The 23,710-nt window shown below is 56.1% G+C and carries 21 protein-coding genes; 8 read left to right on the top strand and 13 right to left on the bottom strand.

The genetic code is table 11. The features are described from left to right. Positions 1-61: 61 nt before the first annotated feature. Positions 62-1,069 carry a nucleoid-associated protein YejK gene (gene yejK / locus ACOTZC_RS12610; RefSeq protein WP_021241524.1) on the top strand — a complete coding sequence of 336 codons (1,008 nt, stop codon included), beginning with the start codon at positions 62-64 and terminating at the stop codon, positions 1,067-1,069. A 50-nt stretch (positions 1,070-1,119) separates the two neighbouring features. On the opposite strand, the gene rplY is transcribed toward yejK, so the two are convergent. Both rplY and ACOTZC_RS12620 read right to left on the bottom strand, forming a co-directional pair. Next, entirely contained in the window at positions 1,120-1,404 is a 285-nt protein-coding gene (gene rplY / locus ACOTZC_RS12615; RefSeq protein WP_008500956.1) for a 50S ribosomal protein L25, read from the bottom strand. 125 nt (positions 1,405-1,529) lie between these two features. Then, a complete protein-coding gene (locus ACOTZC_RS12620) occupies positions 1,530-3,290 on the bottom strand; it encodes a DEAD/DEAH box helicase (RefSeq protein WP_163354029.1) in 1,761 nt (586 codons plus the stop codon). A 152-nt stretch (positions 3,291-3,442) separates the two neighbouring features. Here ACOTZC_RS12620 and rsuA point away from each other — a divergent pair, with 152 nt between their 5' ends. The 3 genes from rsuA to ACOTZC_RS12635 all read left to right on the top strand — a co-directional run bounded on the left by rsuA (position 3,443) and on the right by ACOTZC_RS12635 (position 5,986). Next, positions 3,443-4,150: a 16S rRNA pseudouridine(516) synthase RsuA gene (gene rsuA / locus ACOTZC_RS12625; RefSeq protein WP_021241522.1), complete on the top strand. Its 708-nt coding sequence runs from the start codon at positions 3,443-3,445 to the stop codon at positions 4,148-4,150. A gap of 15 nt (positions 4,151-4,165) precedes the next feature. After that, on the top strand, positions 4,166-5,362 hold the full coding sequence (locus ACOTZC_RS12630; protein ID WP_163354028.1) for a Bcr/CflA family multidrug efflux MFS transporter: 1,197 nt from the start codon (positions 4,166-4,168) through the stop codon (positions 5,360-5,362). Between the two features lie 279 nt (positions 5,363-5,641). Next, positions 5,642-5,986: a YejG family protein gene (locus tag ACOTZC_RS12635; RefSeq protein ID WP_045334337.1), complete on the top strand. Its 345-nt coding sequence runs from the start codon at positions 5,642-5,644 to the stop codon at positions 5,984-5,986. Between the two features lie 3 nt (positions 5,987-5,989). Here ACOTZC_RS12635 and yejF read toward each other — a convergent pair whose 3' ends face one another. The 9 genes from yejF to ACOTZC_RS12680 all read right to left on the bottom strand — a co-directional run bounded on the left by yejF (position 5,990) and on the right by ACOTZC_RS12680 (position 17,583). Continuing rightward, positions 5,990-7,579: a microcin C ABC transporter ATP-binding protein YejF gene (gene yejF / locus ACOTZC_RS12640; protein ID WP_163354027.1), complete on the bottom strand. Its 1,590-nt coding sequence runs from the start codon at positions 7,577-7,579 to the stop codon at positions 5,990-5,992. Between the two features lies 1 nt (position 7,580). Further along, positions 7,581-8,606 carry an ABC transporter permease gene (locus ACOTZC_RS12645; RefSeq protein ID WP_421635794.1) on the bottom strand — a complete coding sequence of 342 codons (1,026 nt, stop codon included), beginning with the start codon at positions 8,604-8,606 and terminating at the stop codon, positions 7,581-7,583. Beyond that, positions 8,606-9,700, bottom strand: a complete 1,095-nt coding sequence (locus tag ACOTZC_RS12650; protein WP_045402802.1) for a microcin C ABC transporter permease YejB — start codon at positions 9,698-9,700, stop codon at positions 8,606-8,608. Before ACOTZC_RS12650 ends, ACOTZC_RS12645 begins: the two co-directional genes overlap by 1 nt. A gap of 9 nt (positions 9,701-9,709) precedes the next feature. Next, on the bottom strand, positions 9,710-11,515 hold the full coding sequence (locus ACOTZC_RS12655; RefSeq protein ID WP_421635795.1) for an extracellular solute-binding protein: 1,806 nt from the start codon (positions 11,513-11,515) through the stop codon (positions 9,710-9,712). Between the two features lie 74 nt (positions 11,516-11,589). Further along, the gene (locus ACOTZC_RS12660; protein WP_047744304.1) at positions 11,590-13,146 is read right to left on the bottom strand and encodes a cyclic di-GMP phosphodiesterase; all 1,557 of its coding nucleotides are present in this window, start codon (positions 13,144-13,146) and stop codon (positions 11,590-11,592) included. A 127-nt stretch (positions 13,147-13,273) separates the two neighbouring features. Then, a complete protein-coding gene (gene mepS / locus ACOTZC_RS12665) occupies positions 13,274-13,843 on the bottom strand; it encodes a bifunctional murein DD-endopeptidase/murein LD-carboxypeptidase (RefSeq protein ID WP_008500946.1) in 570 nt (189 codons plus the stop codon). Between the two features lie 427 nt (positions 13,844-14,270). Then, positions 14,271-14,972 (bottom strand): phosphatase PAP2 family protein, encoded by a 702-nt coding sequence (locus ACOTZC_RS12670; RefSeq protein ID WP_032645294.1) that lies wholly within the window; start codon positions 14,970-14,972, stop codon positions 14,271-14,273. Between the two features lie 33 nt (positions 14,973-15,005). Continuing rightward, the gene (locus tag ACOTZC_RS12675; RefSeq protein ID WP_421635796.1) at positions 15,006-15,992 is read right to left on the bottom strand and encodes a CobW family GTP-binding protein; all 987 of its coding nucleotides are present in this window, start codon (positions 15,990-15,992) and stop codon (positions 15,006-15,008) included. A 124-nt stretch (positions 15,993-16,116) separates the two neighbouring features. Further along, positions 16,117-17,583 (bottom strand): mannitol dehydrogenase family protein, encoded by a 1,467-nt coding sequence (locus tag ACOTZC_RS12680; protein ID WP_126303472.1) that lies wholly within the window; start codon positions 17,581-17,583, stop codon positions 16,117-16,119. A gap of 205 nt (positions 17,584-17,788) precedes the next feature. Here ACOTZC_RS12680 and uxuA point away from each other — a divergent pair, with 205 nt between their 5' ends. Next, a complete protein-coding gene (gene uxuA, locus ACOTZC_RS12685) occupies positions 17,789-18,979 on the top strand; it encodes a mannonate dehydratase (protein WP_248169490.1) in 1,191 nt (396 codons plus the stop codon). Between the two features lie 119 nt (positions 18,980-19,098). Here the strand turns inward: uxuA and yeiP are convergent, their stop codons facing one another. Then, positions 19,099-19,671, bottom strand: coding sequence for an elongation factor P-like protein YeiP (gene yeiP, locus ACOTZC_RS12690; protein ID WP_008500940.1), 573 nt, complete (start codon positions 19,669-19,671; stop codon positions 19,099-19,101). A gap of 164 nt (positions 19,672-19,835) precedes the next feature. Between yeiP and ACOTZC_RS12695 the strand changes: the two genes are divergently transcribed. Then, on the top strand, positions 19,836-20,090 hold the full coding sequence (locus tag ACOTZC_RS12695) for a YkgJ family cysteine cluster protein (protein ID WP_023312483.1): 255 nt from the start codon (positions 19,836-19,838) through the stop codon (positions 20,088-20,090). Here the strand turns inward: ACOTZC_RS12695 and setB are convergent. Next, positions 20,087-21,268 (bottom strand): sugar efflux transporter SetB, encoded by a 1,182-nt coding sequence (gene setB, locus ACOTZC_RS12700; RefSeq protein WP_421635797.1) that lies wholly within the window; start codon positions 21,266-21,268, stop codon positions 20,087-20,089. The genes ACOTZC_RS12695 and setB overlap by 4 nt on opposite strands. 361 nt (positions 21,269-21,629) lie before the next feature. Between setB and fruB the strand changes: the two genes are divergently transcribed. After that, on the top strand, positions 21,630-22,760 hold the full coding sequence (fruB, locus tag ACOTZC_RS12705) for a fused PTS fructose transporter subunit IIA/HPr protein (RefSeq protein WP_421635798.1): 1,131 nt from the start codon (positions 21,630-21,632) through the stop codon (positions 22,758-22,760). Then, entirely contained in the window at positions 22,760-23,698 is a 939-nt protein-coding gene (gene fruK, locus ACOTZC_RS12710; protein WP_421635799.1) for a 1-phosphofructokinase, read from the top strand. The genes fruB and fruK overlap by 1 nt, the downstream gene beginning before the upstream one ends. The last annotated feature ends 12 nt before the right edge of the window (positions 23,699-23,710 follow it).

Genomic DNA, 23,710 nt, shown 5'->3' on the forward strand with positions numbered 1-23,710 from the left:
GTTGTTGCACACATGTCCTGGTGGTGGTTGAATACCGCCCGGTCTAAAAGGAGAGTTTATCATGAGTCTGGAAATCAACCAGATTGCCTTGCACCAGCTTATCAAGCGTGATGAGCAAACCCTTGAAGTGGTGCTGCGCGATTCGTTACTGGAACCCACGGCGACCGTGGTGGAGATGATGGCAGAGCTGCATCGCGTCTATAGCGCCAAAAATAAAGCCTATGGCCTGTTCAACGAAGAGAGTGAACTGGCCGATAGTCTGCGCCTGCAGCGTCAGGGCGAAGAGGATTTCCTGGCGTTTAGCCGTGCCGCAACCGGGCGTCTGCGCGACGAACTGGCGAAATATCCGTTCGCCGACGGCGGGATCGTGCTGTTCTGCCACTATCGCTACCTGGCGGTCGAGTATCTGCTGGTTACCGTGCTGAATAACTTAAGCAGCATGCGCGTGAACGAGCAGCTGGATATCAGCTCAACGCATTATCTGGATATCAACCATGCGGATATCGTGGCGCGTATTGATTTGACCGAATGGGAAACCAACCCGGAGTCGACCCGCTACCTGACATTCCTGAAGGGGCGCGTGGGCCGCAAAGTGGCGGATTTCTTTATGGACTTCCTCGGTGCCAGCGAAGGTCTTAACGCCAAGGCGCAGAACAAAGGGCTGCTCCAGGCGGTTGACGATTTCACAGCAGAAGCGCAGCTCGATAAATCTGAGCGCCAGACGGTGCGTCAGCAGGTTTACAGCTACTGCAACGAACAGCTGCAGGCAGGGGAAGAGATTGAGCTGGAGTCGCTGTCAAAAGAGCTGGCGGGCGTCAGCGAAGTCAGCTTCCAGGAATTTACCGCAGAAAAGGGCTATGAGCTTGAAGAGAGCTTCCCGGCGGATCGCAGCACGCTGCGTCAGTTAACCAAGTTTGCCGGCAGCGGCGGTGGGTTAACCATTAACTTTGATGCGATGCTGCTGGGTGAACGTATCTTTTGGGATCCGGCCACCGATACGCTGACCATTAAGGGCACGCCGCCGAATCTGCGCGATCAGCTTCAGCGCCGCACCTCGGGCGGTAAATAGCAGGCACAAAAAACCCCGCAGAAGCGGGGTTTTTTTCGACAGGTTTGCGATTACGCGCGAACGAAGTCGATGTGAGTCAGTTTTGGCTTGAACGCGTGACGCTGAACAGCCTGAACTTTCACTTTTTCTTCTTTACCGCCAACAACGATGGTCAGAACTTCGCTGTAGAATTCAGCTTTGGTCTGCAGGTTCCACAGTTTGTCGTGATCCAGTTCGATTGCAACTGGAGCAGCTTCGCCACCGTAAACGATAGCCGGGAACTTGTTAGCGGTACGCAGGCGGCGGCTCGCACCCTTACCCTGCACGTTACGTACTTCTGCTTCGATAGTAAACATTGATTTCTCTCTGTATTTAAAACCCTACTACAGGCGACCCAGCAGCAGGTGAGTGTTCTGCCTCACGGATGTGAAGCGGGCGGCATTTTATACTCAAATGCCCCTCACATCAATGAAAAGTCCCGCTAACCGCGCAATTCGTTGGCGCGACGGAAGCGACCTTCGTAGTCAAAGAGCTTCTCGCGCACCTGCCAGAACTGGCCTTTCTTACGGGCGACGACAAAATCCGGATGGCGCAATAGCATCTGCTGGCGCACGATATCGGCCACGGTGATCCAGCGCAGGGGCACGCCCGGCGTGCGGGTATGCGGGCGGATAAACAGCTGTTCGAAGGCCATTCGCTGGGCAGGCGTCTGAACCCGGAAGCGCTCGCTGACGTCCGCCCCGTCTTCGTCGTAATAGGTGATTTTCAACCACTCGCCTTTTTCATCGGCGCCGGGCTGCAGCGCCATGCCGGAACAGCGCAGCACCAGGGCATCTTTCAGCTTTAGCGCCGCTTTCAGCATGTCGTCCGGGTCAACCAGCACCGCGTCGCATTCCCGGCAGCGGCGGGCGGCAATGTCGTTTTCGGCGTTGCACTGCGGGCAGTTTTTGAACCGGAAGCGGAAATCGCACTGCTCGCGATGCCCGTCATCATCTTCAAACCAGCCCTGACAGCGGCGGCCAAAGTGTTCGATCAGCGTACCGTCGGCGGTGGTTTTTCCCCAGAAGGTGTTGGCAAACCCGCAGGCAGGGCAAAATACCTGCACGGGCACGTTGTCGCTTTTCCCTTTTGGCGCGCCGACCTCAGGCGTATAGAGATCGTGCGGGTTACCGGCATAATCCAGAATCAGGCAGTCGGTTTTTCCCGGGGCCAGACGCAGGCCGCGGCCAACAATCTGCTGATACAGACTGACCGATTCGGTCGGGCGCAAAATGGCGATCAGGTCGACGTGCGGGGCGTCAAAGCCGGTGGTCAATACCGACACGTTTACCAGATAGCGGAACCGCTGGGCTTTAAAGGCGTCAATCAGGCCGTCGCGCTCCGGGCCGGGCGTTTCGCCGGTGATTAACGCCGCGTCGCCGGCGGGCAGTAATCCGGTGATTTCACGCGCGTGCTCAACGGTGGCGGCAAAGATCATTACCCCCTTGCGCGTCGCGGCGAACTCCTCAATCTGGCTGATAATATGCGGCGTAATACGCTTCTGCTTTTTCAGCTCCTGATTGAGATCCGCTTCGCTGAATAAGCCGTTGCTCTGTGCCTGCAAACGGCTGAAATCGTACTGCACCACCGGCATATCCAGCCGTTCAGGCGGCGTCAGGTAGCCATGTTTAATCATGTAGCGCAGCGGAAGCTCGTAGATGCAGTCGCTAAACAGAGCCTTGTCATCGCCGCGCACCATGCCGTGATAATGGTAACGGTAGATCCAGCCTTTCCCCAGGCGAAACGGGGTCGCCGTCAGGCCCAGCAGGCGCAGGTGAGGGTTCACGTCTTTCAGGTGCGACAGGATTTGCTGATACTGACTGTCGTCGTCATCGCTGATGCGGTGACACTCATCGACAATCAGCAGCGAAAATTCGCTGCGAAACAGGTCCAGATTGCGCGCCACCGACTGCACGCTGCCAAAGACCACTTTGCCGTGGCTCTCTTTACGCTTCAGCCCGGCAGCGAAAATATCGGCTTCCAGCCCAAGCGCACAATATTTGGCATGGTTTTGCGCGACGAGCTCTTTAACGTGCGCCAGCACCAGCACGCGGCCGCGGGCCAGACGCGCCAGTTCGGCAATGACCAGGCTTTTGCCTGCACCGGTCGGGAGCACAATCGCCGCCGGCTCGCGATGTTTACGGAACCAGGCGAGGGTGGCGTCAACGGCTTCCTGCTGATAGGGACGAAGTGTAAAAGTCATGGGGTCTCGGTTTCGTTATTCCGCACATAGTATGCCACGAAACTTTTTCCCTTGAGTGGCGCAACCAGACCATTATACTGAAACGTTCCAGACTGCTTCTTTTTTCGGACCTGTTGTCCGACTTCCTGCACCATTAAGGCTAAAAAGATTTCATGCGACTTGATAAGTTTATCGCTCAGCAACTCGGCGTAAGCCGCGCTATTGCCGGGCGCGAAATTCGCGCCAGCCGCGTTACCGTGGATGGCGACATTGTGAGAGACAGCGCGTTCAAACTGCAACCTGACCATCAGGTGGAGTATGACGGCAATCCGCTGACCCAGCAGCACGGTCCGCGCTACTTCATGCTCAATAAGCCGGAAGGCTACGTCTGCTCAACGGACGATCCGGATCACCCGACGGTGCTCTATTTCCTCGACGAGCCGGTGGCGCACAAGCTGCACGCCGCAGGTCGACTCGATATCGACACCACCGGGCTGGTGCTGATGACCGACGACGGTCAGTGGTCGCATCGCATCACCTCTCCACGCCACCACTGCGAGAAAACCTATCTCGTGACGCTGGAGTCACCGGTGTCGGATGACACGGCAGAGCACTTCGCGAAAGGCGTTCAGCTGCATAATGAAAAAGATCTGACCAAACCGGCGGTGCTCGAAGTCATCACCCCGACGGAGGTCCGCCTGACTATCAGCGAAGGGCGCTACCATCAGGTGAAACGTATGTTTGCCGCGGTGGGGAACCACGTTGTTGGCCTGCATCGCGAACGGATTGGTGCGATTGAACTCGATCCCGACCTGGCGCCTGGCGAATATCGCCCGTTAACGGAAGAAGAGATCGCCAGCGTCGGTCTGCCTTCGCACTAATTTCAGGAGAACTCTGTGACCACCAGGCCACACTCGTCGTTCAAAATCGTCTTCATTCTTGGCCTGCTGGCCATGCTGATGCCGCTGTCTATCGATATGTACCTGCCCGCGCTGCCGGTCATTTCCGCGCAGTTTGGCGTACCGGCGGGCAGCGCGCAGATGACGCTCAGCACCTATATTCTCGGCTTTGCCCTCGGCCAGCTGTTTTATGGCCCGATGGCCGACAGCCTTGGACGCAAGTCGGTCATTCTGGGCGGGACGCTGGTCTTTGCCGCCGCAGCGGTTGCCTGCGCGCTGGCGCAGACTATCGATCATCTGATTATCATGCGTTTCTTCCACGGTCTGGCGGCGGCAGCGGCAAGCGTGGTGATTAACGCCCTGATGCGCGATATCTACCCGAAGGAAGAGTTCTCCCGCATGATGTCGTTCGTTATGCTGGTGACGACGATTGCGCCGCTGGTGGCCCCGATGGCCGGTGGTGCGGTGCTGGTGTGGTTTAGCTGGCATGTGATTTTCTGGATACTGGCCCTGGCCGCGCTGCTGGCCTCGGCGATGATTTTCTTCTTTATTGATGAAACGCTTCCCGTCGAGCGCCGTCAGAAATTCCACATCCGAACCACAATCGGCAACTTTGCCTCGCTGTTTCGCCACAAGCGCGTGCTCAGCTATATGCTGGCAAGCGGGTTCAGCTTCGCCGGGATGTTCTCCTTCCTGAGCGCCGGGCCGTTTGTCTACATCGAGCTGAACCACGTTTCGCCGCAGCACTTTGGCTACTATTTCGCGCTTAACATCGTCTTCCTGTTCATCATGACCATCATCAACAGCCGTTTTGTCCGGCGGGTGGGGGCGCTGAACATGTTCCGCGCCGGGCTGTGGATCCAGTTTGTGATGGCTATCTGGCTGGTGGTTAGCGCGTTTCTGGGCGTGGGCTTCTGGGCGCTGGTGGTCGGCGTAGCGGCCTTTGTCGGCTGCGTGTCGATGGTGTCATCTAATGCGATGGCGGTGATCCTGGATGAGTTTCCGCATATGGCGGGCACCGCCTCTTCCCTGGCGGGGACGTTCCGCTTCGGCATCGGCGCTATCGTTGGCGCGTTGCTTTCAATGGCCACCTTTACGACGGCATGGCCCATGCTGTGGGCGATGGCTTTTTGCGCAACCAGCTCGATACTCTTCTATCTTTACGCCAGTCGACCGCGAAAAGCGGCCCACTAAAACACAGAGAAGGCCCGGCAGGGCCTTTTTTGTTGATGCATATCAACCAAACCCCCGTTCGTTTATTCCGTGTTTGTTTATTTTATGTAAAATCTATTTGTGTAAAAAGTCACATCATTGTATTCAAAAAGGTTGAGTTAGATCGCAGAAACGGGTACATATAGCGCCGACGCGAGCCAGGAAACGGATAAAAAAGCGCTGAATAGTGCAGGCTGGCGATGATGTGTTACTATAAATGTAAATAAATTGTGAAGTAAATTTTGCTTCCGGGGAACGAACGTGAATACATTACAACTCTCCATTGTCCATCGCTTGCCCCAGAGCTATCGCTGGTCGACGGGTTTTGCAGGTTCGAAAGTTGAACCGATTCCGCAAAACGTCGCGGGCTGTGAAAACTGCCTTGTGGCACTCAAGCTGCTGAGCCCGAGCGACGAAAATGCATGGCGGGTGATGGAGCGTCTCAGTCAGGCCCTGACGGATATCGAAGTGGACAGCTCCGTGCTGGAGTGTGAAGGTGAGCCGTGCCTGTTTGTGAAGAGCCAGGACGAGTTTGCCGCCACCTGCCGTCTGAAGAATTTTGGCGTTGCCATCGCGGAGCCTTTCTCCGGCCAGTACCCGTTCTGACCGCTAGTCTGCCGACAACAGCTGGCGCGTGTAGCGCTGCGTTGGCGCGCTAAATACGCGCTGGCACTCACCCTGCTCGACCACTTCTCCCTGTCGCAACACAATCACCTGATGGCATAGCGCCCGCACCACCTGAAGATCGTGGCTGATAAAGATATAGGCCAGCCTGTGCTTTTCCTGCAGCCCTTTCAGCAGGGCCAGGATCTGCGCCTGAACGGTTCTGTCCAGCGACGACGTCGGTTCATCCAGAATAATCAGCTCCGGCTTCAGGATCAGCGCGCGGGCAATGGCGATACGCTGGCGCTGCCCGCCGGAGAATTCAGCCGGATAGCGGTGGCGCGTCCCGGCATCTAAGCCCACTTCGGCCATCACCCGCATAACTTCCTGCTCTCGCTGCTGAGCGTTCAGGCCGGGTTGATGTACGCGCAGACCCTCTTCGATAATCTGTAACACGCTGAGCCGTGGATTAAGCGAGGAGTTGGGATCCTGAAACACCACCTGCATGCGGGGCCGCACGGGCAGCATCTGGCGGCGGTTCCAGCGGTGCAGCGGCATATCGTCAAAGAGGATCTCGCCCTGCGAGGCAATTAAGCGCAGCAGCGCCAGACCGGTGGTGCTTTTGCCCGAACCGGATTCACCCACCAGCCCCAGAGATTCTCCCGGGCGCAGCGAGAAGCGGATGTGTTTCAGCACCGGATTCTGGTCGACGATGCGTCGCAAAATACCTTTGCGGATCGGGAACGAGACGGACAGATCCTCAACGCGCAGCAGCGGCGTGCTGTCCGCATCGAGAGGAATCGGGTCGCCGGAGGGTTCGCTGTCGAGCAAACGCTGCGTATAGGGGTGCTGCGGCGCGCTCAGCAGCGTGGACGCGGTATTCTGTTCAACGCATCGTCCGTTTTGCATCACCGCGACGCTGTCGGCCAGCTTTCTCACAATGCTCAGGTTGTGCGTGATAAACAGCAGGCTCATGTTCAGCTCGTCACGCAGCTCCCGCAGCAGCGTCAATATTTGCGCCTGTACCGTCACGTCCAGCGCCGTTGTGGGCTCGTCGGCAATCAACAGCTCGGGTCGCGTGAGCAGGGCCATGGCGATCATCACGCGCTGGCGTTCGCCGCCGGAGAGCTGGTGCGGAAAATCATTCAGCCGTTTGGCCGCATTGCGTATGCCTGTTCGTTCCAGACAGTCCAGAATTTCGCCCCGCGCGGCCTCTTTGCGCATCCCCCGGTGCAGGGAGAGCACTTCATAGAGCTGTTTCTCCAGGCTGTGCAGCGGGTTGAGGGAAACCATCGGCTCCTGGAAGATCATGGCGATTTTGTTGCCGCGAATACCGCGCAGGGTATGTTCGTCGGCATGCAGCAGCGAGCTGCCGTGAAACAGAATATCCCCTTGCGGGTAGCTCACCGGCGGGGACGGCAACAGGCGCAGGATAGAGAGTGCCGAAACGCTCTTGCCTGAACCCGACTCGCCCACCAGGGCCAGCGTTTCACCGGTCTGGATCTGCAGCGACAGGTCGGTGACCACGGTGCGCGTCTCGCCCTGCTTTGAAAAAACAATCGACAGGTTATCAATACTAAGAAGAGGCTGGGTCATTTTATACCGCCTTGTTTGGATCGAAGGCATCGCGCACGGCTTCGCCAATAAAAATCAGCAGCGACAGCAGCACGGCCACGGAAAGAAAGGCGGCGATGCCTAACCACGGCGCCTGCAGGTTGTTTTTACCCTGCAGCAGCAGTTCGCCGAGCGACGGGGAACCCAGCGGTAGCCCGAAACCAAGAAAATCCAGCGAGGTGAGGGTGGTGATCGAGCTGCACAGAATAAACGGCAGGAAGGTGAGCGTTGCCACTACCGCGTTGGGCAGCATGTGGCGGAAGATAATCCCCCGGTCGCTCACGCCAAGCGCCTGCGCGGCGCGGATATAGTCGAAATTGCGGGTGCGCAGAAACTCCGCCCGCACTACGCCGACCAGCGCCATCCAGCCGAACAGGACGGTGATGCCTAATAGCCACCAGAAGTTGGGCTGTACGACGCTGGAAAGCAGGATGATCAGAAACAGCGTTGGCATACCAGACCAGACTTCGATGATACGCTGGCCCCACAGGTCAATTTTCCCGCCGTAGTAACCCTGAACGGCGCCCGCCACAACGCCCATCACGCTGGAGAAGAGCGTCAGCATCAGCCCAAAGAGAAGCGATATTCGCGTGCCGTACAGGATGCGTGCCAGCACGTCGCCGCCGTTAGCATCCGTTCCCAGCCAGTTTTGCGCGGAGGGCGGGGAAGGGAAGGGGGCCGTGGTAGCGAAGTTTATACTGTTTGCGCCAAAGCGCACCGGCGCCCAGAGCGCCCAGCCGTGCTGCTTAATCTGCTGGCGAAGCCACGGATCCTGATATTCCGCCCGTGTCGCGAACGGGCCGCCAAAGTCGCTTTCGCTGTAGCTGGCGATGACCGGCACGTACCAGCGATCGTTAAAATGCACCAGCAGCGGCTTGTCGTTGGCGATCAGCTCCGAACACATGCTTAAGGCAAACAGCACGGCAAAAATCCACAGCGACCAGTAGCCGCGGCGGTTGTGGCGAAAACGGGCCCAGCGGGCCTGATTGACGGGGCTTAAACGCGGCATCAGCGGCCCTCAAAATCGATTCGGGGATCGACCAGCGTATAGCTGATATCACTGATGATATTCAGCAGCAGGCCAATCAGGGTGAAAATATAGAGTGTGCCAAACATCACCGGATAATCGCGCGATACGGTAGCCTCATAGCCCAGCAGCCCCAGTCCGTTGAGCGAGAACATGACCTCTATCAACAGCGAGCCGGTAAAAAACATGCCGATGAACGTGGCCGGAAACCCGGCGATCACCAGCAGCATGGCGTTGCGGAACACGTGTTTCCACATGATCTGCTTCTCGCTCACGCCCTTGGCGCGGGCCGTGACGACGTATTGTTTACGAATTTCATCGAGAAAGGCGTTTTTGGTCAACATGGTCAGGGCCGCGAACCCGCCGATGACCGTGGCCAGCACCGGCAGCGTGATATGCCAGAGATAGTCAGTGATTTTCTGATACCACGGCAGGGAGCTGAAATCGGCGGAGACCAGCCCCCGCAGCGGGAAGAGGTCGAAATAACTCCCCCCGGCAAAAAAGACAATCAGCAGGACGGCAAACAGAAACGCCGGGATGGCGTAGCCGATAATGATGAACGTGCTGCTCCAGATATCAAACCGGCTGCCGTTATACACCGCTTTTCGGATCCCGAGCGGTATAGAGACCAGATAGATAATCAGCGTTCCCCACAGCCCCAGCGTTATCGAAACCGGCAGGCTTTGCTTAATCAACGTTAATACTGACGCACTGCGAAACAGGCTGTCGCCAAAATCAAAGCGGATGTAATCCCAGAGCATCTTGAAATAGCGCTCGTGAATCGGTTTGTCAAAGCCGTAGCGGTGGGTGATCTCGGCGATCACCTCCGGATCCAGCCCACGTCCGCCGCGATAATGGCTTTCGCTGATATTCCCTACGCCGGTTCTCGCATGGCTCGCGCCCATCCCCTCACCACCCCCGCCGGGCATGCCGCCGCTGTTGCCAAATTCAATGGCGGCAATCGCCTGATCGACCGGGCCGCCGGGGGCGATTTGCACGATAAAAAAGTTAATCGTGATGATGGCCCACAGGGTGGGGATAATCAGCAGGAGACGACGGAGAAGATAGGCACCCATGATGATTCCTTATCGCCGCTCAGCGGGAAGTCTGGCGGCTTTGTTAACGTCATACCACCAGGTATCAAAGCCCAGGGAGTAGACAGGGCGCACGGCAGGCACGGAGAACTTGTCCCAGCGCGCAAGGCGATCTTCGCCCATATACCACATCGGCAACATGTAGTAGTTCCAGGTTAAGACCCTGTCGAGGGCGCGTCCGAGAGGCAGGAGCTTTTCTTTATCCCCCTGCGCCGCCACTATTTTGGCAATCAGCGCGTCAATCGCCGGGCTTTTTACCCCCGGCGCATTGTATGAGGAGTCGATGTAGCTGGAGGCCCAGGAGATTTGCAGGTCCGAGCTGGGCCACGGCTGGGCGGGCCACAGGCGCTGCATCATGTCGTAATCACGGCTGCGCATGCGGCTGGTGATCTGCGCGTTATCAACCTGGCGAATGTTCATGGTCACGCCCAGCCGCTCAAGGTTGTGCTTAAACGGCAGTACCCACTGATCGTTGCCCCCGGACGAGAGCAGCAGCTCAAAGCTGAGAGGCTTGCCCGTTTTGGCATCCACACGCTTTTGATTTTTCAGGTGCCAGCCCGCGTCATCCAGCAGTTTGCTGGCTTTCAGCAGATTGTCGCGGTCGTAACCGTCACCGTTCGACGCGGGCGGCTGAAACACGGTGGTGAACACCTGCGGCGGCAGCTCCGCTTTCAGCGGCGCCAGCAGAGCCAGCTCGTCGGCTTTCGGGTAATCGCGCGCGGCATATTCGGTGTTCTGGAAATAGCTGTTGGCGCGGCTGTAAGCCCCGTAAAACAGCGCTTTGTTCATCCACTCAAAATCAAAGGCCAGGGAAATGGCTTCGCGCACCCGGCGGTCATTAAATACCGGACGCTGAATATTAAACGCCAGCCAGCGGGTGTCCTGGGCAGACTCATTTTTGTGCTCGTCTTTGACGATATAGCCTTTTGCGAAATTTTTGCCGATATAGCGGGTCGCCCAGTTTTTGGCGCTGCTTTCTACGCGTAAATCGAAGGCACCGGCTTTAAACGCTTCAAACGCCACGTTATCGTCGAGGTAGTAATCATAGCGAAGGGTGTCGAAATTCCAGCGCCCGCGGTTTACCGGCAGGTCTGCTGCCCAGTAGTCTTTCACGCGAGAGTAAACGACATATTGCCCCATTCGCCAGTCGGTGATTCGGTATGGGCCGCCTGCCAGCGGCGGCGTGGAAAGCGGGTCGCTTAGCTTATGATTTTTCCAGAACGATTCCGGCATCGCCGGCAGCGAGAACAGGCTGAGCATGTTCTCTTTGTTCGGTTCGCTCAGTTCGATGCGCACGGTGAGCGGCGCGATGGCTCTGACGGAGGCCCCTTTATACACGATGCGGAACTGGGGGACGCCTTCGGTCATGAATTTATGGAAGGTGAACGCCACGTCGCTGGCCTTCACCGGCGTACCGTCGTGAAAACGTGCTCGCGGATTCAGCGAGATTTCCGCCCAGGCGAAGTTATCGGCGTAACGCACGTTGTCGGCAATCAGAGGATAATAGCTGCCGGGCTCATCATCCGACGTGACGAAGAGCGTATCGTAAAGCGATTCCGTTCGCGCGGCCGCCACGCCGCGCAGGGCGAAGCGGTTGAAGTTGTCGAATGTTCCCGTGGCGGAAAGCGTGACCTTTCCGCCCTTCGGCGCGGCAGGGTTAACGTAATCGAAGTGCATAAAATTGACCGCATATTTCGGCTCGCCAATCACCGCGAAGGCGATATTTTCTTTGATGGCTTGCGCCTGGCTGGACAGGCTCGTTAGTGCCAACATCAGCAACATGAAGCGCATAAGCATCTCGCGGCGGCTCCCTCTTTTACAGTCCGACTCGGTTAAGCTGAATAATAAGTGACGTCACGGGCAATGTGAAATTAATCACCCCCGGGCGAAATATCAGGCCGCCATTCGCGGAACTGCGCCAGCGGCATCGGGCGGCTAATCCAGTATCCCTGCAGGAAATTAACGCCGTGTTCGCGTAGCCAGGCGGCCTGTTCCGGCGTTTCCACCCCTTCAGCGACGGTCGACATATTCAGTCGTCTTGCCAGCGTCAGGACGGCATCCAGCACCGGCGACGTCACGGTCTCAGTGCCAATTGCATTAACAAAGCCGCGGTCGATCTTGAGATAGTCCATGGTGAAATGCTCAAGATAAATCAGCGCGCTGTGGCCGGTGCCAAAATCATCAATGGCTATCTCAAACCCTTCGTTGTGTAGCCATTCGAAGAGGCTGTTGGCTTCCCGATGATTGAGCATGTCGCGTTCGGTAATTTCCAGCACGATCTGGAAGTAATCCTGCGGCAGTAGCGCTTTGAAGGTGCGCATATCGTCTTTGAAGCTTTCTGCATGCAGATGCCCCGGCGCAATGTTGATGCCCACCTTTGCTCCCGGAGGTAACAGCGTTTGTAACACGGGCGCATCGTGAATGATAAGGTCAAAGAGATGCAGCGTCAGCGGGACAATCAGCTTCTGCGCTTCGGCAAAGTTGATAAACGCGTCCGGCGGAATTTCCCCCATCGTCGGGTGTTTCCAGCGCATCAGCACTTCAAGCCCGGTCATCTGGAGCGATTTAGCATCGACGACGGGCTGATAAACCACATAAAACTGACCGCGCTTAATGGCGCTTAAAATCTCTTTACCCGGGTTGAGGCGAATGCTGAGGATATAGTAATTGAGCGATCCGGCACAAATGCCGCATACCAGCCCGAAGAACAGGGCATAGAGAATTTCATCGCTGGTCCATGCGTCCGCATACAGGTTTATGGTCAAGGGGACGTCTTTCAGCGTCGCGGTTCGGGTCGGCGTTTCGTGCAGATCTTGCGCGTTGACCAGCGTGCCGGACTGCGTTGACAGCGCGTGATCGCCAATGATGATGGCGATGCCGGCAAATTCGTCCTGGCGAGCGGTGTAGAGCAGGTAAGGCGTCAGATTGAGATTCACCGAGGTGAACACGCCGCCGTCCTTCACCAGCGGATTACGGTACCAGATGGCAATCGCGGGCTTGTTGGGCAACATGGGGGTGCCAGGAAGCAACGCCATATCAATCTGTTTGTCGATGTGCAGCTCGGGTATCAGCTCCTCCATCGGGGAATTCATCGGCCCCGTGGCAGAAGAGCAGAACGCCATTTTGTCTCTGACCAGCAGGAATGCGCGAACGTTAACGCTAAAGGCAGCGCGCGAGGTAAGTTCCTGATTGACGTCGTGACAGCTGTTTAACGTGAGCGGCTGGAGCACATCGATAGAATTTTTTAACTCATCGAAATAGCTCTTCATATAGATGCTCACATCGTGGATCAGGGTGTCGAATTTGACTTCCCGCTTGTGGTAGCTCCAGAAAAATTGCAACGAACCCAGGAGCAGGGCGGCGATCAGGCCTGTGATGATGCTGAGGATCAGTATTTTGCGATTGCTGGAGAAATAGCGGGTGAACATAGACGTCGTGATTCCTGAAATGCCGCTGGATGTATTCAGTGTAACGGGCAAAAAAAAACACTGCCGAAGCAGTGCTTTTTTTCATCATATCGCCAGCCAAGGGATAACCAACGATACAATAGTCATATTAACTGCGGGTCAGTACGCGGCGTGCTTCGTTGTAGCGCTTCTTCCAGTACGGTTCATTCATGCTGGAAATGGTCACACCGCTGCTGGTGGAGGCATGTACGAACTGGTCATTACCAATGTAGATGCCAACATGTCGACCTGTAGAACCGGCACGGAACAGGACTAGATCACCGGTGCGCAGTTTGGTACGTGAAATCGACTTGCCCATCTCCTGCTGTTCATAGGTTGAACGCGGAAGATCTAACCCAAATTGCTCGCGGAACGTACGCTGTACAAAACCGGAACAATCGATACCTGTTTTTGTGCTGCCGCCAAGACGATAGCGCACGCCTTTCCAGTCAGCATACTGGTCCATAATGCGGGACTTCACGTCCAGATTACGTACCATATTTTCAAATTCATCCTGAGAGGCTTGCAGTGACGAGGAATCTTCCATTCCCACAACACGCGTCTCAGGATGCATATTCTTTGCGGTGTTCGATGTACTACATGCAGACAACAGTACCGCGACTGCTATCGCCGGGATCCCCCGTAAGATATATCTCAGAAACGGTTGAGATTTGACCATTTTGTTTATTTTCCCTTGAAGTCCTTAACGACAAATATCGTTATAAAAATGCCAAACGTGACGAGACTAATTATCTGTTCACATTGAGACAATTCTTTCTGGTCACATTTGTGGCACAGCGCACAAAATTATTCGCCAGCGAAATAATTATCTCTATGGGGCAAAACGAGTTCGAGATTAACCGATTGCCTGGGGTATTGCGAGTAAAAAAAGCCTTTTTTTTATAAGAAAATGTGATACAGAAAGTAAAAACATAGAATTGCTCAAAATAGCAATGGATCCGCTGCGCCAGTATGCAATTGCTTCATTTTTATCATGAATATGATGACGAGAATATGACAGTGGAGAAAGATCGCGGCGAGAACGCTATCAGGGATCATGTCGATCCCTGATAGCTCACGTTAATTTAGGTTAGTTATTTGTTCAATTATTGTTGCGTTTTACCGGGAAGGTAGCGATCGAACAGCGCTATTATCCTGTCGCTCAGCGGGGTCATCAAACACCACGGCAGCGCAATCAGCGCCACGGAAAGCGAACCGACGGCAATATCGGTGAACCAGTGAGCGCCAATCATTACGCGCGGGAAGGCAAAAACCACAAAAATAATCAGGGCTATGGCAAACGCTTTTCTGCCGAAATAGCGAAGCATAATTGCGGAAAAAATAAGCAGCATCATGCCGTGATCGCCAGGGAAACTGTCCTTCGACGCATCTTTTGTTGGAATATGCAGCAGCTCACTGACGCGATAGATATCGGTGAAAAAGAGCGTTGGGCTGGAACGCTTAACCGGAATAATCGCGGTGGCCAGCTGGTTAATGACGACAGCAAACAGCAGCATCACCAGACCGATAATCAGAATACGCCGACGCCCGGCTTTGTCCTCTTTCAGCCAGAAAGAGAGCATCAGGCAGCCCATCGCCAGCAGCGAGAAGCCGTCAAAGGCGCGGTTGTTGGTAATTGCCACCAGCCACAGGAACGCGTTGCTCTTCACCAGCTCCTGATTGAAGAAGTGAAAAATGGCAGAATCCAGCGGGAACCAGAAACCATGATCCGCCGGGATATACCAGGAGAAGAAAAGCGCCAGACCGGCGACATTAAGCAGTAATATCAGGGGAAATCGAGTTGTCATAACGTTCTGCATAGAGTGAAAACTGGGGCAACGTTAGCCGCCCGAACTTAAACGAATCCTCAACAGGCTGGACTGGAGGGCATTCCAGTCGGCGTTAACCGCACTAATTAACTCTATTCGGCTGTCAGGCGGCGCCACATTCTGTGTTTCAATAAAGAAATCGTCACCCTGACGGTTGATCCTTACCAGCCCGTCTGGGGTGCGCATGATCCCTTTCACGCGATCGACGGGAGCAAGTCGGGCCCACTCCAGGATCCCAATGGTGTCAAAAACGGTTTCAGCATCAAATATCCATCCGCAGGCCTGATATCCCTGGCCGCTGTTCAGGTTACGACGCCAGCGCTGATGTTCCGGCAGGCTGAGAGCGGCTAAACCCTGCTTAACCGGATGACTGTGCGAATGATCCGCGCTGGCAGGCAGCTCGGTGAGATTCAGACGAGGAAGGTCAAGCAGGGCGCTATCAATATTCCCCTGTGTGGCCTGCACCCGCGTGCGGTTGCCGCCGAAATGTTGCCACCATGCGTCCAGCGCGGCCTGGCTTTCAGGCGTGGCGCGATCTGCTTTATTCGCGACAATAACGTCAGCCGAGGCGAGCTGATCGCGGAAATTCTCATTGACCACCGCCTTGTCATCCAGAAGCTGACGCGGATCGAGCAGGCACAGGGTGGCGCGCAGATCGATCCACGGCTCGTAAACCGGGGCGGTGAGTAAATCGAGGATCTGCTTCGGATGGCCCAGCCCGGTGGGTTCAATCAGCAGGCGGTCGGGTTTGCCCTGACGCAGCAGCGTATTGAGCCCGACCTGCATCGGCAGGCCATTGACGCAGCACATGCATCCGCCGGGGATCTCTTTAATCATCGCGCCGCTGGATGACAGCAACGCGCCGTCAATGCCCACCTCGCCAAATTCATTGACCAGCACGGCCCATTTCTCGGCCGGATCTTTATTTGCCAGCAGGTGGAGAATTGAGGTGGTTTTACCGCTGCCGAGAAAACCGGTGATGAGGTTGGTTTTGGTCACATGCGCTCCAGATGAGAATGGTGATGCTATAACACTATTCTCTCTATCCTGGCGAAAAACGTGACCGGTGAGAAGGGGAAGGGCGAACGGAGATCTCATCCGTTCGCGTTAAGCGCAATAATCGTTAAACATTTAACGTTTCGATAACAGCCTGACGCGCGCCGTGGCGGGTGATGCGCTGGTATGCCTGGCTGACAGCCTCCACAAAGACGCTGTTTTGTGCGAGATCGTGACCAAAGACCTCGCTGAGCCCCAGCAGGGCGTTAACGCGACCGGCGTCGCTGCTGGCATTGACCATCGTGCGAATTTTATCGCTGAGGGGATCGCGAACGTCAATCGCATTGCCATGGTCGTCGGTACCGCTGACGTAGCGTATCCAGCCGGCCACGCCCAGGGCCAGCAGCGACCACGGTGTATTTCGCTCAAGATGAACGCGGATCCCGTCCAGCATTCTTTGCGGAAGCTTCTGGCTACCGTCCATCGCGATTTGCCAGGTCCGATGCTGGAGTGCCGGGTTGGCAAAGCGCTCCAGCAGGCTATCTGCGTAGGCAGTGAGGTCGACATCCTTAATGCGTAACGTGGGCGCCTGCTCGTCCAGCATCAGTCGACGGGCGGCTTCGCGGAACGCAGCGTCCTCCATGCATTCATTAATATGGGCGTAGCCCGCGAGATACCCCAGATACGCCAGGAAAGAGTGGCTGCCGTTTAGCATGCGCAATTTCATCTGCTCCCAGGGCAGAACATCCGGCACCATCTGAACGCCCGCTACTTCCCACTCCGGACGGCCGGCGACAAAATTATCTTCCACCACCCACTGAATAAATGGTTCACAGCTGATGGCGCACGGATCTTCAACGCCGAGCGCGTCGGTGATTTCCGCCAGCGAGGCCTCCGTCGCGGCGGGCACAATTCTGTCGACCATCGTCCCCGGAAAGCTCACGTGGCTGTCAATCCATTCAGAAAGCGCTGCGGAACGCTTTTGCGCCATGCCCAGCACCGCGTTTTTCACCACGTGCCCGTTATCAGGGATATTGTCGCAGGAGAGCACGGTAAACGCAGGCAAGCCGCGCTCGCGGCGGCGGTGGAGCGCTTCGACCAGGATCCCGGGGGCGGAATGTGGCTCTGAGGGGTTTTCTAGGTCATGGATTATCCGGGCGTTGTGCAGATCGAGTTTCCCGGTCGCGGGATCGATGCAATAGCCTTTCTCCGTGATGGTGAGCGACACAATAGCGACCTGAGGCTCGCAAAATTTCTCAATAATGGCGGGCAGAGAGTCCAGCTTTGCGTTCAGGCATTCATGGACGGCACCGACGATAATCGCCTCATTGCCTTCTGCCCCTTTCTCCAGCACGGTGAACAGGTGATCCTGCGCGCGCAGCTGGCTCATCAGCACGTCGCCGCTGAAGAGGCTAATCTCACAAATACCCCAGTCGCCGCCTTTTTCATTCAGCACCCGATTTGTTAACAATGCCTGGTGCGCACGGTGGAACGCGCCAAAGCCAAAATGGACGATGCGTGAGCGTAATTGCGCGCGATCGTAGCGAGGTTGCTGAACCCGGGCAGGAAGGGCGGTGGAGGCAATTGTCTTCATGAGATACACACCTGATTAACCATTAATTAACAATGCCAGTGTAAAGTTATATGACAGCAAATAAAATTGGTGAGCCGTAAATATCCCCGTTCTGTGAGTTTGATCAATCAATGTGAGACGGTATATTGACCCCTGGCGGCAAACATGTATGGTAGTCGTCATTGCAGTAACGCATATTGGTATAACAACTTTAGAGGGTGAGGCAATGGAACAAACCTGGCGTTGGTACGGGCCGAACGATCCGGTTTCTCTTGATGATGTGCGCCAGGCTGGCGCAACGGGTGTCGTCACGGCGCTGCATCATATTCCTAACGGTCAGGTATGGCCGGTTGAAGAAATTCAACAGCGTCAGGCGCTGCTGGCGGAGAAGGGGTTAACCTGGTCTGTGGTAGAGAGCATCCCGGTTCACGAAGACATCAAAACCCATTCCGGGGAGTACCAGACCTGGATTGCTAACTATCAGCAGAGCATTCGCAACCTGGCGGCCTGCGGCATTGATACGGTTTGCTATAACTTCATGCCCATCCTCGACTGGACGCGTACCGATCTTGAATATCAGATGCCGGACGGCTCGAAAGCGCTGCGTTTCGACCAGATCGCCTTCGCGGCGTTTGAGCTGCACATTCTGAAACGTCCCGGTGCGGAAGCGGATTACACCGCGGAAGAGCAGCAGCAGGCGCTTGTGTGGTTTAACGCCGCCAGTGACGCAGACATCGAAAAGCTGACCCGTAATATCATTGCGGGCCTGCCGGGAGCTGAAGAGGGGTATACCCTGGATCAGTTTCGCGCGCGCCTGGCGGAATACGGCGATATTGATAAGCAGCAGCTGCGTGAAAACATGGCGTATTTCCTGCGCGCTATCGTGCCGGTTGCTGAAGAAGCAGGGGTACGCCTCGCCGTGCACCCGGACGATCCGCCGCGTCCTATCCTCGGCCTGCCGCGCATTGTTTCCACAATTGAAGATATGCAGTGGCTGAAGGATACGGTAAACAGCATCTATAACGGCTTCACCATGTGTACCGGCTCCTACGGCGTGCGGGCGGATAACGATCTGGTGCGGATGATTGAAACCTTTGGCGATCGTATCCACTTCACGCATCTGCGCGCGACCTGCCGCGAGGAGAACCCAAAAACCTTCCACGAGGCGGCGCACCTGGGCGGCGATGTGAATATGGTGGCGGTGGTAGACGCCATTCTGGCGGAAGAGGCGCGTCGCAAGCAGATTGGCGATGTGCGTCCTATTCCGTTCCGTCCTGACCACGGCCACCAGATGCTGGACGATCTGCGTAAGAAAACCAACCCAGGCTATTCGGCGATTGGCCGTCTTAAAGGGATGGCGGAAGTGCGCGGCGTCGAGCTGGCGCTGAAGATGACGAAGTATCCGGAGCTTCTGTAAGCTCTGTTGCCCGGTGGCGCTAAGCTTACCGGGCCTACAAAAAAAAACCGGCCTGAAAGCCGGTTTTTGTGTTTTTGTTGGTCGGGCAAGGCGAAGCCGCCACCCGAAAAACGCCGCAATCAGTCGGCGCGACCCATATAGCGTTTTTCTTCGATATGGATGCGGATTTTCTCGCCAGCGGAGAGGTATTCCGGCACCTGCACAACCAGGCCGGTCGTCAGGGTAGCCGGTTTGTTGCGGGCACTTGCGGATGCGCCTTTGATGCCAGGTGCGGTTTCAACGATTTCCAGATCGACGGTCTGGGGCAGCTCCAGCGCCAGCAGCACGCCGTCCCAGGTCAGGACCTGCATGTCAGGCATGCCGCCTTCAGGGATGAACAGCAGCTCTTCTTCAATCTGATCTTTGGTGAAGATGTACGGGGTGTAGTCTTCTTTATCCATGAACACGTATTCGTTGCCGTCAATGTAGGAGAAATCAACGTAGCGACGGGTCAGGGTCACGGTATCGACGATATCGTCACCTTTAAAGCGCTCTTCCACCTTCAGGCCGGTACGCACATCGGCGAAACGCATTTTGTACAGCGTTGCTGCACCACGGGCGCTGGGTGCCTGAATGTCGATATCTTTCACAATCAGCAGTTTGCCGTTGTAATTCAGCACCATACCTTTCTTTATTTCGTTCGCTCTTGGCATTGCAGTAATCCTGTTTACGGTAGGTAAAAAATATCGCGCCAAATTACTCGCGCGCGGCCTTTCAGGCAAGAGGAATTCGTGGCTTTTGCTATCAATACGCAAAAGGTGTTACTGTGCGCGCGATGCCCGACTGCGCGGGCGATCGTCAGCGAAAGAGAGCATTTATGGATTGCCGTCCCGATTGTGGCGCGTGCTGTACTGCACCGTCCATTTCAAGCCCCATTCCAGGAATGCCGGAGGGCAAGCCTGCCAATACCCGCTGCGTTCAGCTCTCGGAAACGAACCTGTGCATGATCTTTGGCTCACCGTTGCGCCCGAAAGTGTGCTCCGGGCTTCAACCCACTGCCGAAATGTGTGGCAGCACGCGAGGGCAGGCGATGACGTACCTTCTTGAGCTGGAAGCGCTCACCGCGCCCTAAACGTCTTTAATTCTCGCCAGACAACCGATCGTCAGGGTACACATCAACAGCGCAACCCAGAACACCGTGTGATAGTTCCAGATTTCTGCAACGATACCGGCCATTGAGCCCGCGATAATCCAGCCCACGCGGGTGGTATTAGTATAAAGCGTGGTGGCAGAGCCTGCCTGGCCCGGCATCAGATCCTGAAAATAGAGCATACCTATCCCGGCGAGAATGCCAATATAGATGGCGTTCAGCAGCTGTAAAGCCAGCAACAGCCCCGGCGTATTTACCGTCAGCATACCGATATAGAACAGCAGACCGGCGACGGCGGCGATGCGCATTAAAAAACGCTTTCCGAAGCGCTTTGCGTAATAGCCCGCAATGAGCATCGTCGGGATCTCAAGCCCGGCCGCGGTGCCCATCATGATGCCCGCCAGCTTCTCCGACAGGTGCAGTTCATTAATAATAAACAGCGGCATATTGATGATATACAGGCTGTTGGTGCCCCACATCAGCGTGCAGATCGCGAACAGGAGCAAGGCATCGCGGCGGTTACGGCGCGGCGCTTCCAGCACGCCCGTTGCCACCTTCGGCTCTTTGCGCATGGACGGCAGGAAGAACCACACCAGCGCGCCGCACGCCACAAACGCGACTGCCGCGCTCAGGTACATCACCGTAAAGCCAAAACCCATCGCCAGCGCGTAGGCCAGCGGCGGACCAATCACCCACGCCAGCGACACCTGAGCACGCAGGACAGAGCTGAACATCACCGCTTCACGCCCAGTATGGTCGGCGTGTTCGCGGGCAAGGGCGAACAGCTGAGGGTTCGCCGTTGAGCCAAAGCTGCTCAGGAATACCCCGACGAAGAGCAGAATGAAATAGTTGCGGTTCCAGGCGAACAGAACGCAGGCCATGACCCCCAGCAGACAGCAGAAAACGATCAGGCTTTTACGATCGCCTTTTCTGTCGGATCGTCCCGCCAGAAACTGGCTGACCAGGATGCCGATGATGGCGCTTCCGGTAAAAAAGAAGCCGACCATTGCCGGACGAACATGAACCTCATTGGTCAGAAATAAGCTCAGCGTCGGCGTCTGTAACGCGCCGGCAATGCCCATGAAAAAGGCAACAATCAGGAAGGCCGCTGAGGTCAAGTCAAAGGGCTTCGGCGAGACGGCCGCAGGGGTGTTATGCATGTTTTATAATTAGCGAGTAGCAGAGAGGGGCGGAGTGTACGCCGTCAGCTAAAAAATAAACAGTGGGTGCGGTCAATGATGCCACGAAAAATCAAAATGGCATTTCATCTTGCATCCTCGTCGGCTGACCTTAGCTGAAACTGACTTGCTGAACTTCAGCAAAATTCAGCTCAATGAAGAAGAAATGTGCTGTATCTCTAAATTCTGATATCAGAAATACGAGTTTACTTGCAAGACATTGCAGAAAGCGCAAGACTTTTTGAAACGTTTCAGCGCTATCTTGTTTTAACAAACGGAGCAGGCTAGCGCATTTTTTCTCATTAAAGCTGAAACGATTCAAGTTCAGCAGGAGTGGAGAACCATGTTCCAGTTATCTGTTCAGGATATCCACCCGGGCGCTCAGGCCGGGGATAAAGAAGAGGCTATTCGCCAGGTTGCCGCTGCGCTTGTGCAGGCGGGTAACGTCGCGGACGGCTATGTAAACGGCATGCTGGCCCGCGAGCAGCAGACCTCAACCTTCCTCGGCAATGGCATTGCCATTCCGCACGGTACAACCGACACCCGCGATCAGGTGCTGAAAACCGGCGTTCAGGTTTATCAGTTCCCGCAGGGCGTGCTCTGGGGCGACGGTCAGGTGGCGTATGTGGCTATCGGTATCTCGGCCAGCAGCGACGAACACTTAGGCCTGCTGCGTCAGCTGACGCATGTCCTGAGCGATGACGACGTGGCTGAGCAGCTCAAGTCCGCTACCACAGCTGAAGAGCTGCGCGCCCTGCTAATGGGCGAAAAACAGAGCGAAGCGCTGAAACTGGATAATGAAACGCTGACGCTGGACGTGATTGCCTCCGATCTGGTGACGCTGCAGGCGCTGAACGCGGGTCGTCTGAAAGAAGCCGGCGCGGCGGATGCCACGTTTGTGACGCGCGTGATTAACGATAAGCCGTTGAATCTGGGTCAGGGTATCTGGCTGAACGACAGTGCTGAAGGCAACCTGCGCAGCGCTATCGCCGTGAGCCGCGCGGCCAATGCGTTTGACGTGGAAGGCGAGCGTGCGGCCATGCTGGTGACCGTGGCGATGAACGACGATCAGCCGGTTTCCGTGCTGAAGCGTCTGGGCGATCTGCTGCTGAACAACAAAGCTGAAAAACTGCTGAACGCTGATGCCTCCACCGTGCTGGCACTTCTGACCAGTGATGATGCGCCGACCGAAGACGTGCAGACCGCTGAGTTCGTGGTACGCAACGAGCACGGCCTGCATGCCCGTCCGGGCACCATGCTGGTGAATACCATTAAACAATTCGAGAGTGAGATCACCGTGGCGAATCTTGATGGCACGGGCAAACCGGCCAACGGCCGTAGTCTGATGAAAGTTGTCGCGCTGGGCGTGAAGAAAGGACATCGTCTGCGTTTCACCGCGCAGGGTGCCGATGCTGAACAGGCGCTGAAAGCGATTGGCGACGCCATCGCGGCGGGTCTGGGGGAGGGCGCATAATGAGCAGACGTGTTGCGACTATTACGCTGAACCCGGCTTATGACCTGGTAGGATTTTGCCCGGAAATTGAGCGCGGCGAAGTCAACCTCGTGCGTACCACTGGCCTGCATGCTGCGGGTAAAGGGATTAACGTCGCGAAAGTGCTCAAGGATCTCGGTATCGACGTCACCGTGGGTGGATTCCTCGGTAAAGATAACCAGGATGGTTTCCAGCAGCTGTTCAGCGAGCTGGGCATTGCCAACCGTTTTCAGATTGTTCAGGGCCGTACCCGCATCAACGTCAAGCTGACGGAGAAAGACGGTGAAGTGACCGATCTGAACTTCTCTGGCTTCGAAGTGACGCCGTCGGACTGGGAGCGTTTTGTTAACGACTCTCTGACCTGGCTCGGTCAGTTTGACATGGTTTGCGTCAGCGGCAGCCTGCCGTCCGGCGTCAGCCCGGAAGCGTTTACCGACTGGATGACGCGCCTGCGCAGCCAGTGCCCGTGCATCATTTTTGACAGCAGCCGCGACGCGCTGGTTGCGGGTCTGAAAGCCTCTCCGTGGCTGGTGAAGCCGAATCGCCGCGAGCTGGAGATCTGGGCGGGTCGTAAGCTGCCAGAATTAAAAGATGTGATTGACGCTGCCCATGCGCTGCGCGAGCAGGGTATCGCTCACGTGGTGATCTCTCTTGGTGCAGAAGGCGCGCTGTGGGTTAACGCGTCTGGCGAATGGATCGCCAAACCGCCGTCAATGGAAGTTGTCAGCACCGTTGGCGCAGGGGATTCCATGGTTGGCGGCCTGATTTATGGTCTGCTGATGCGTGAATCCAGTGAACATACTTTACGTCTTGCCACCGCCGTTGCTGCCCTGGCCGTAAGCCAGAGCAATGTCGGTATTAGCGATCGTACCCAGTTAGCCGCGATGATGGCGCGCGTTGACTTAAAACCTTTTAACTAACAGCAGGAGAGG

The organism is Enterobacter cloacae complex sp. SHL009 (assembly GCF_049237205.1).
Taxonomy (GTDB): Bacteria; Pseudomonadota; Gammaproteobacteria; order Enterobacterales; family Enterobacteriaceae; genus Enterobacter; species Enterobacter cloacae_M.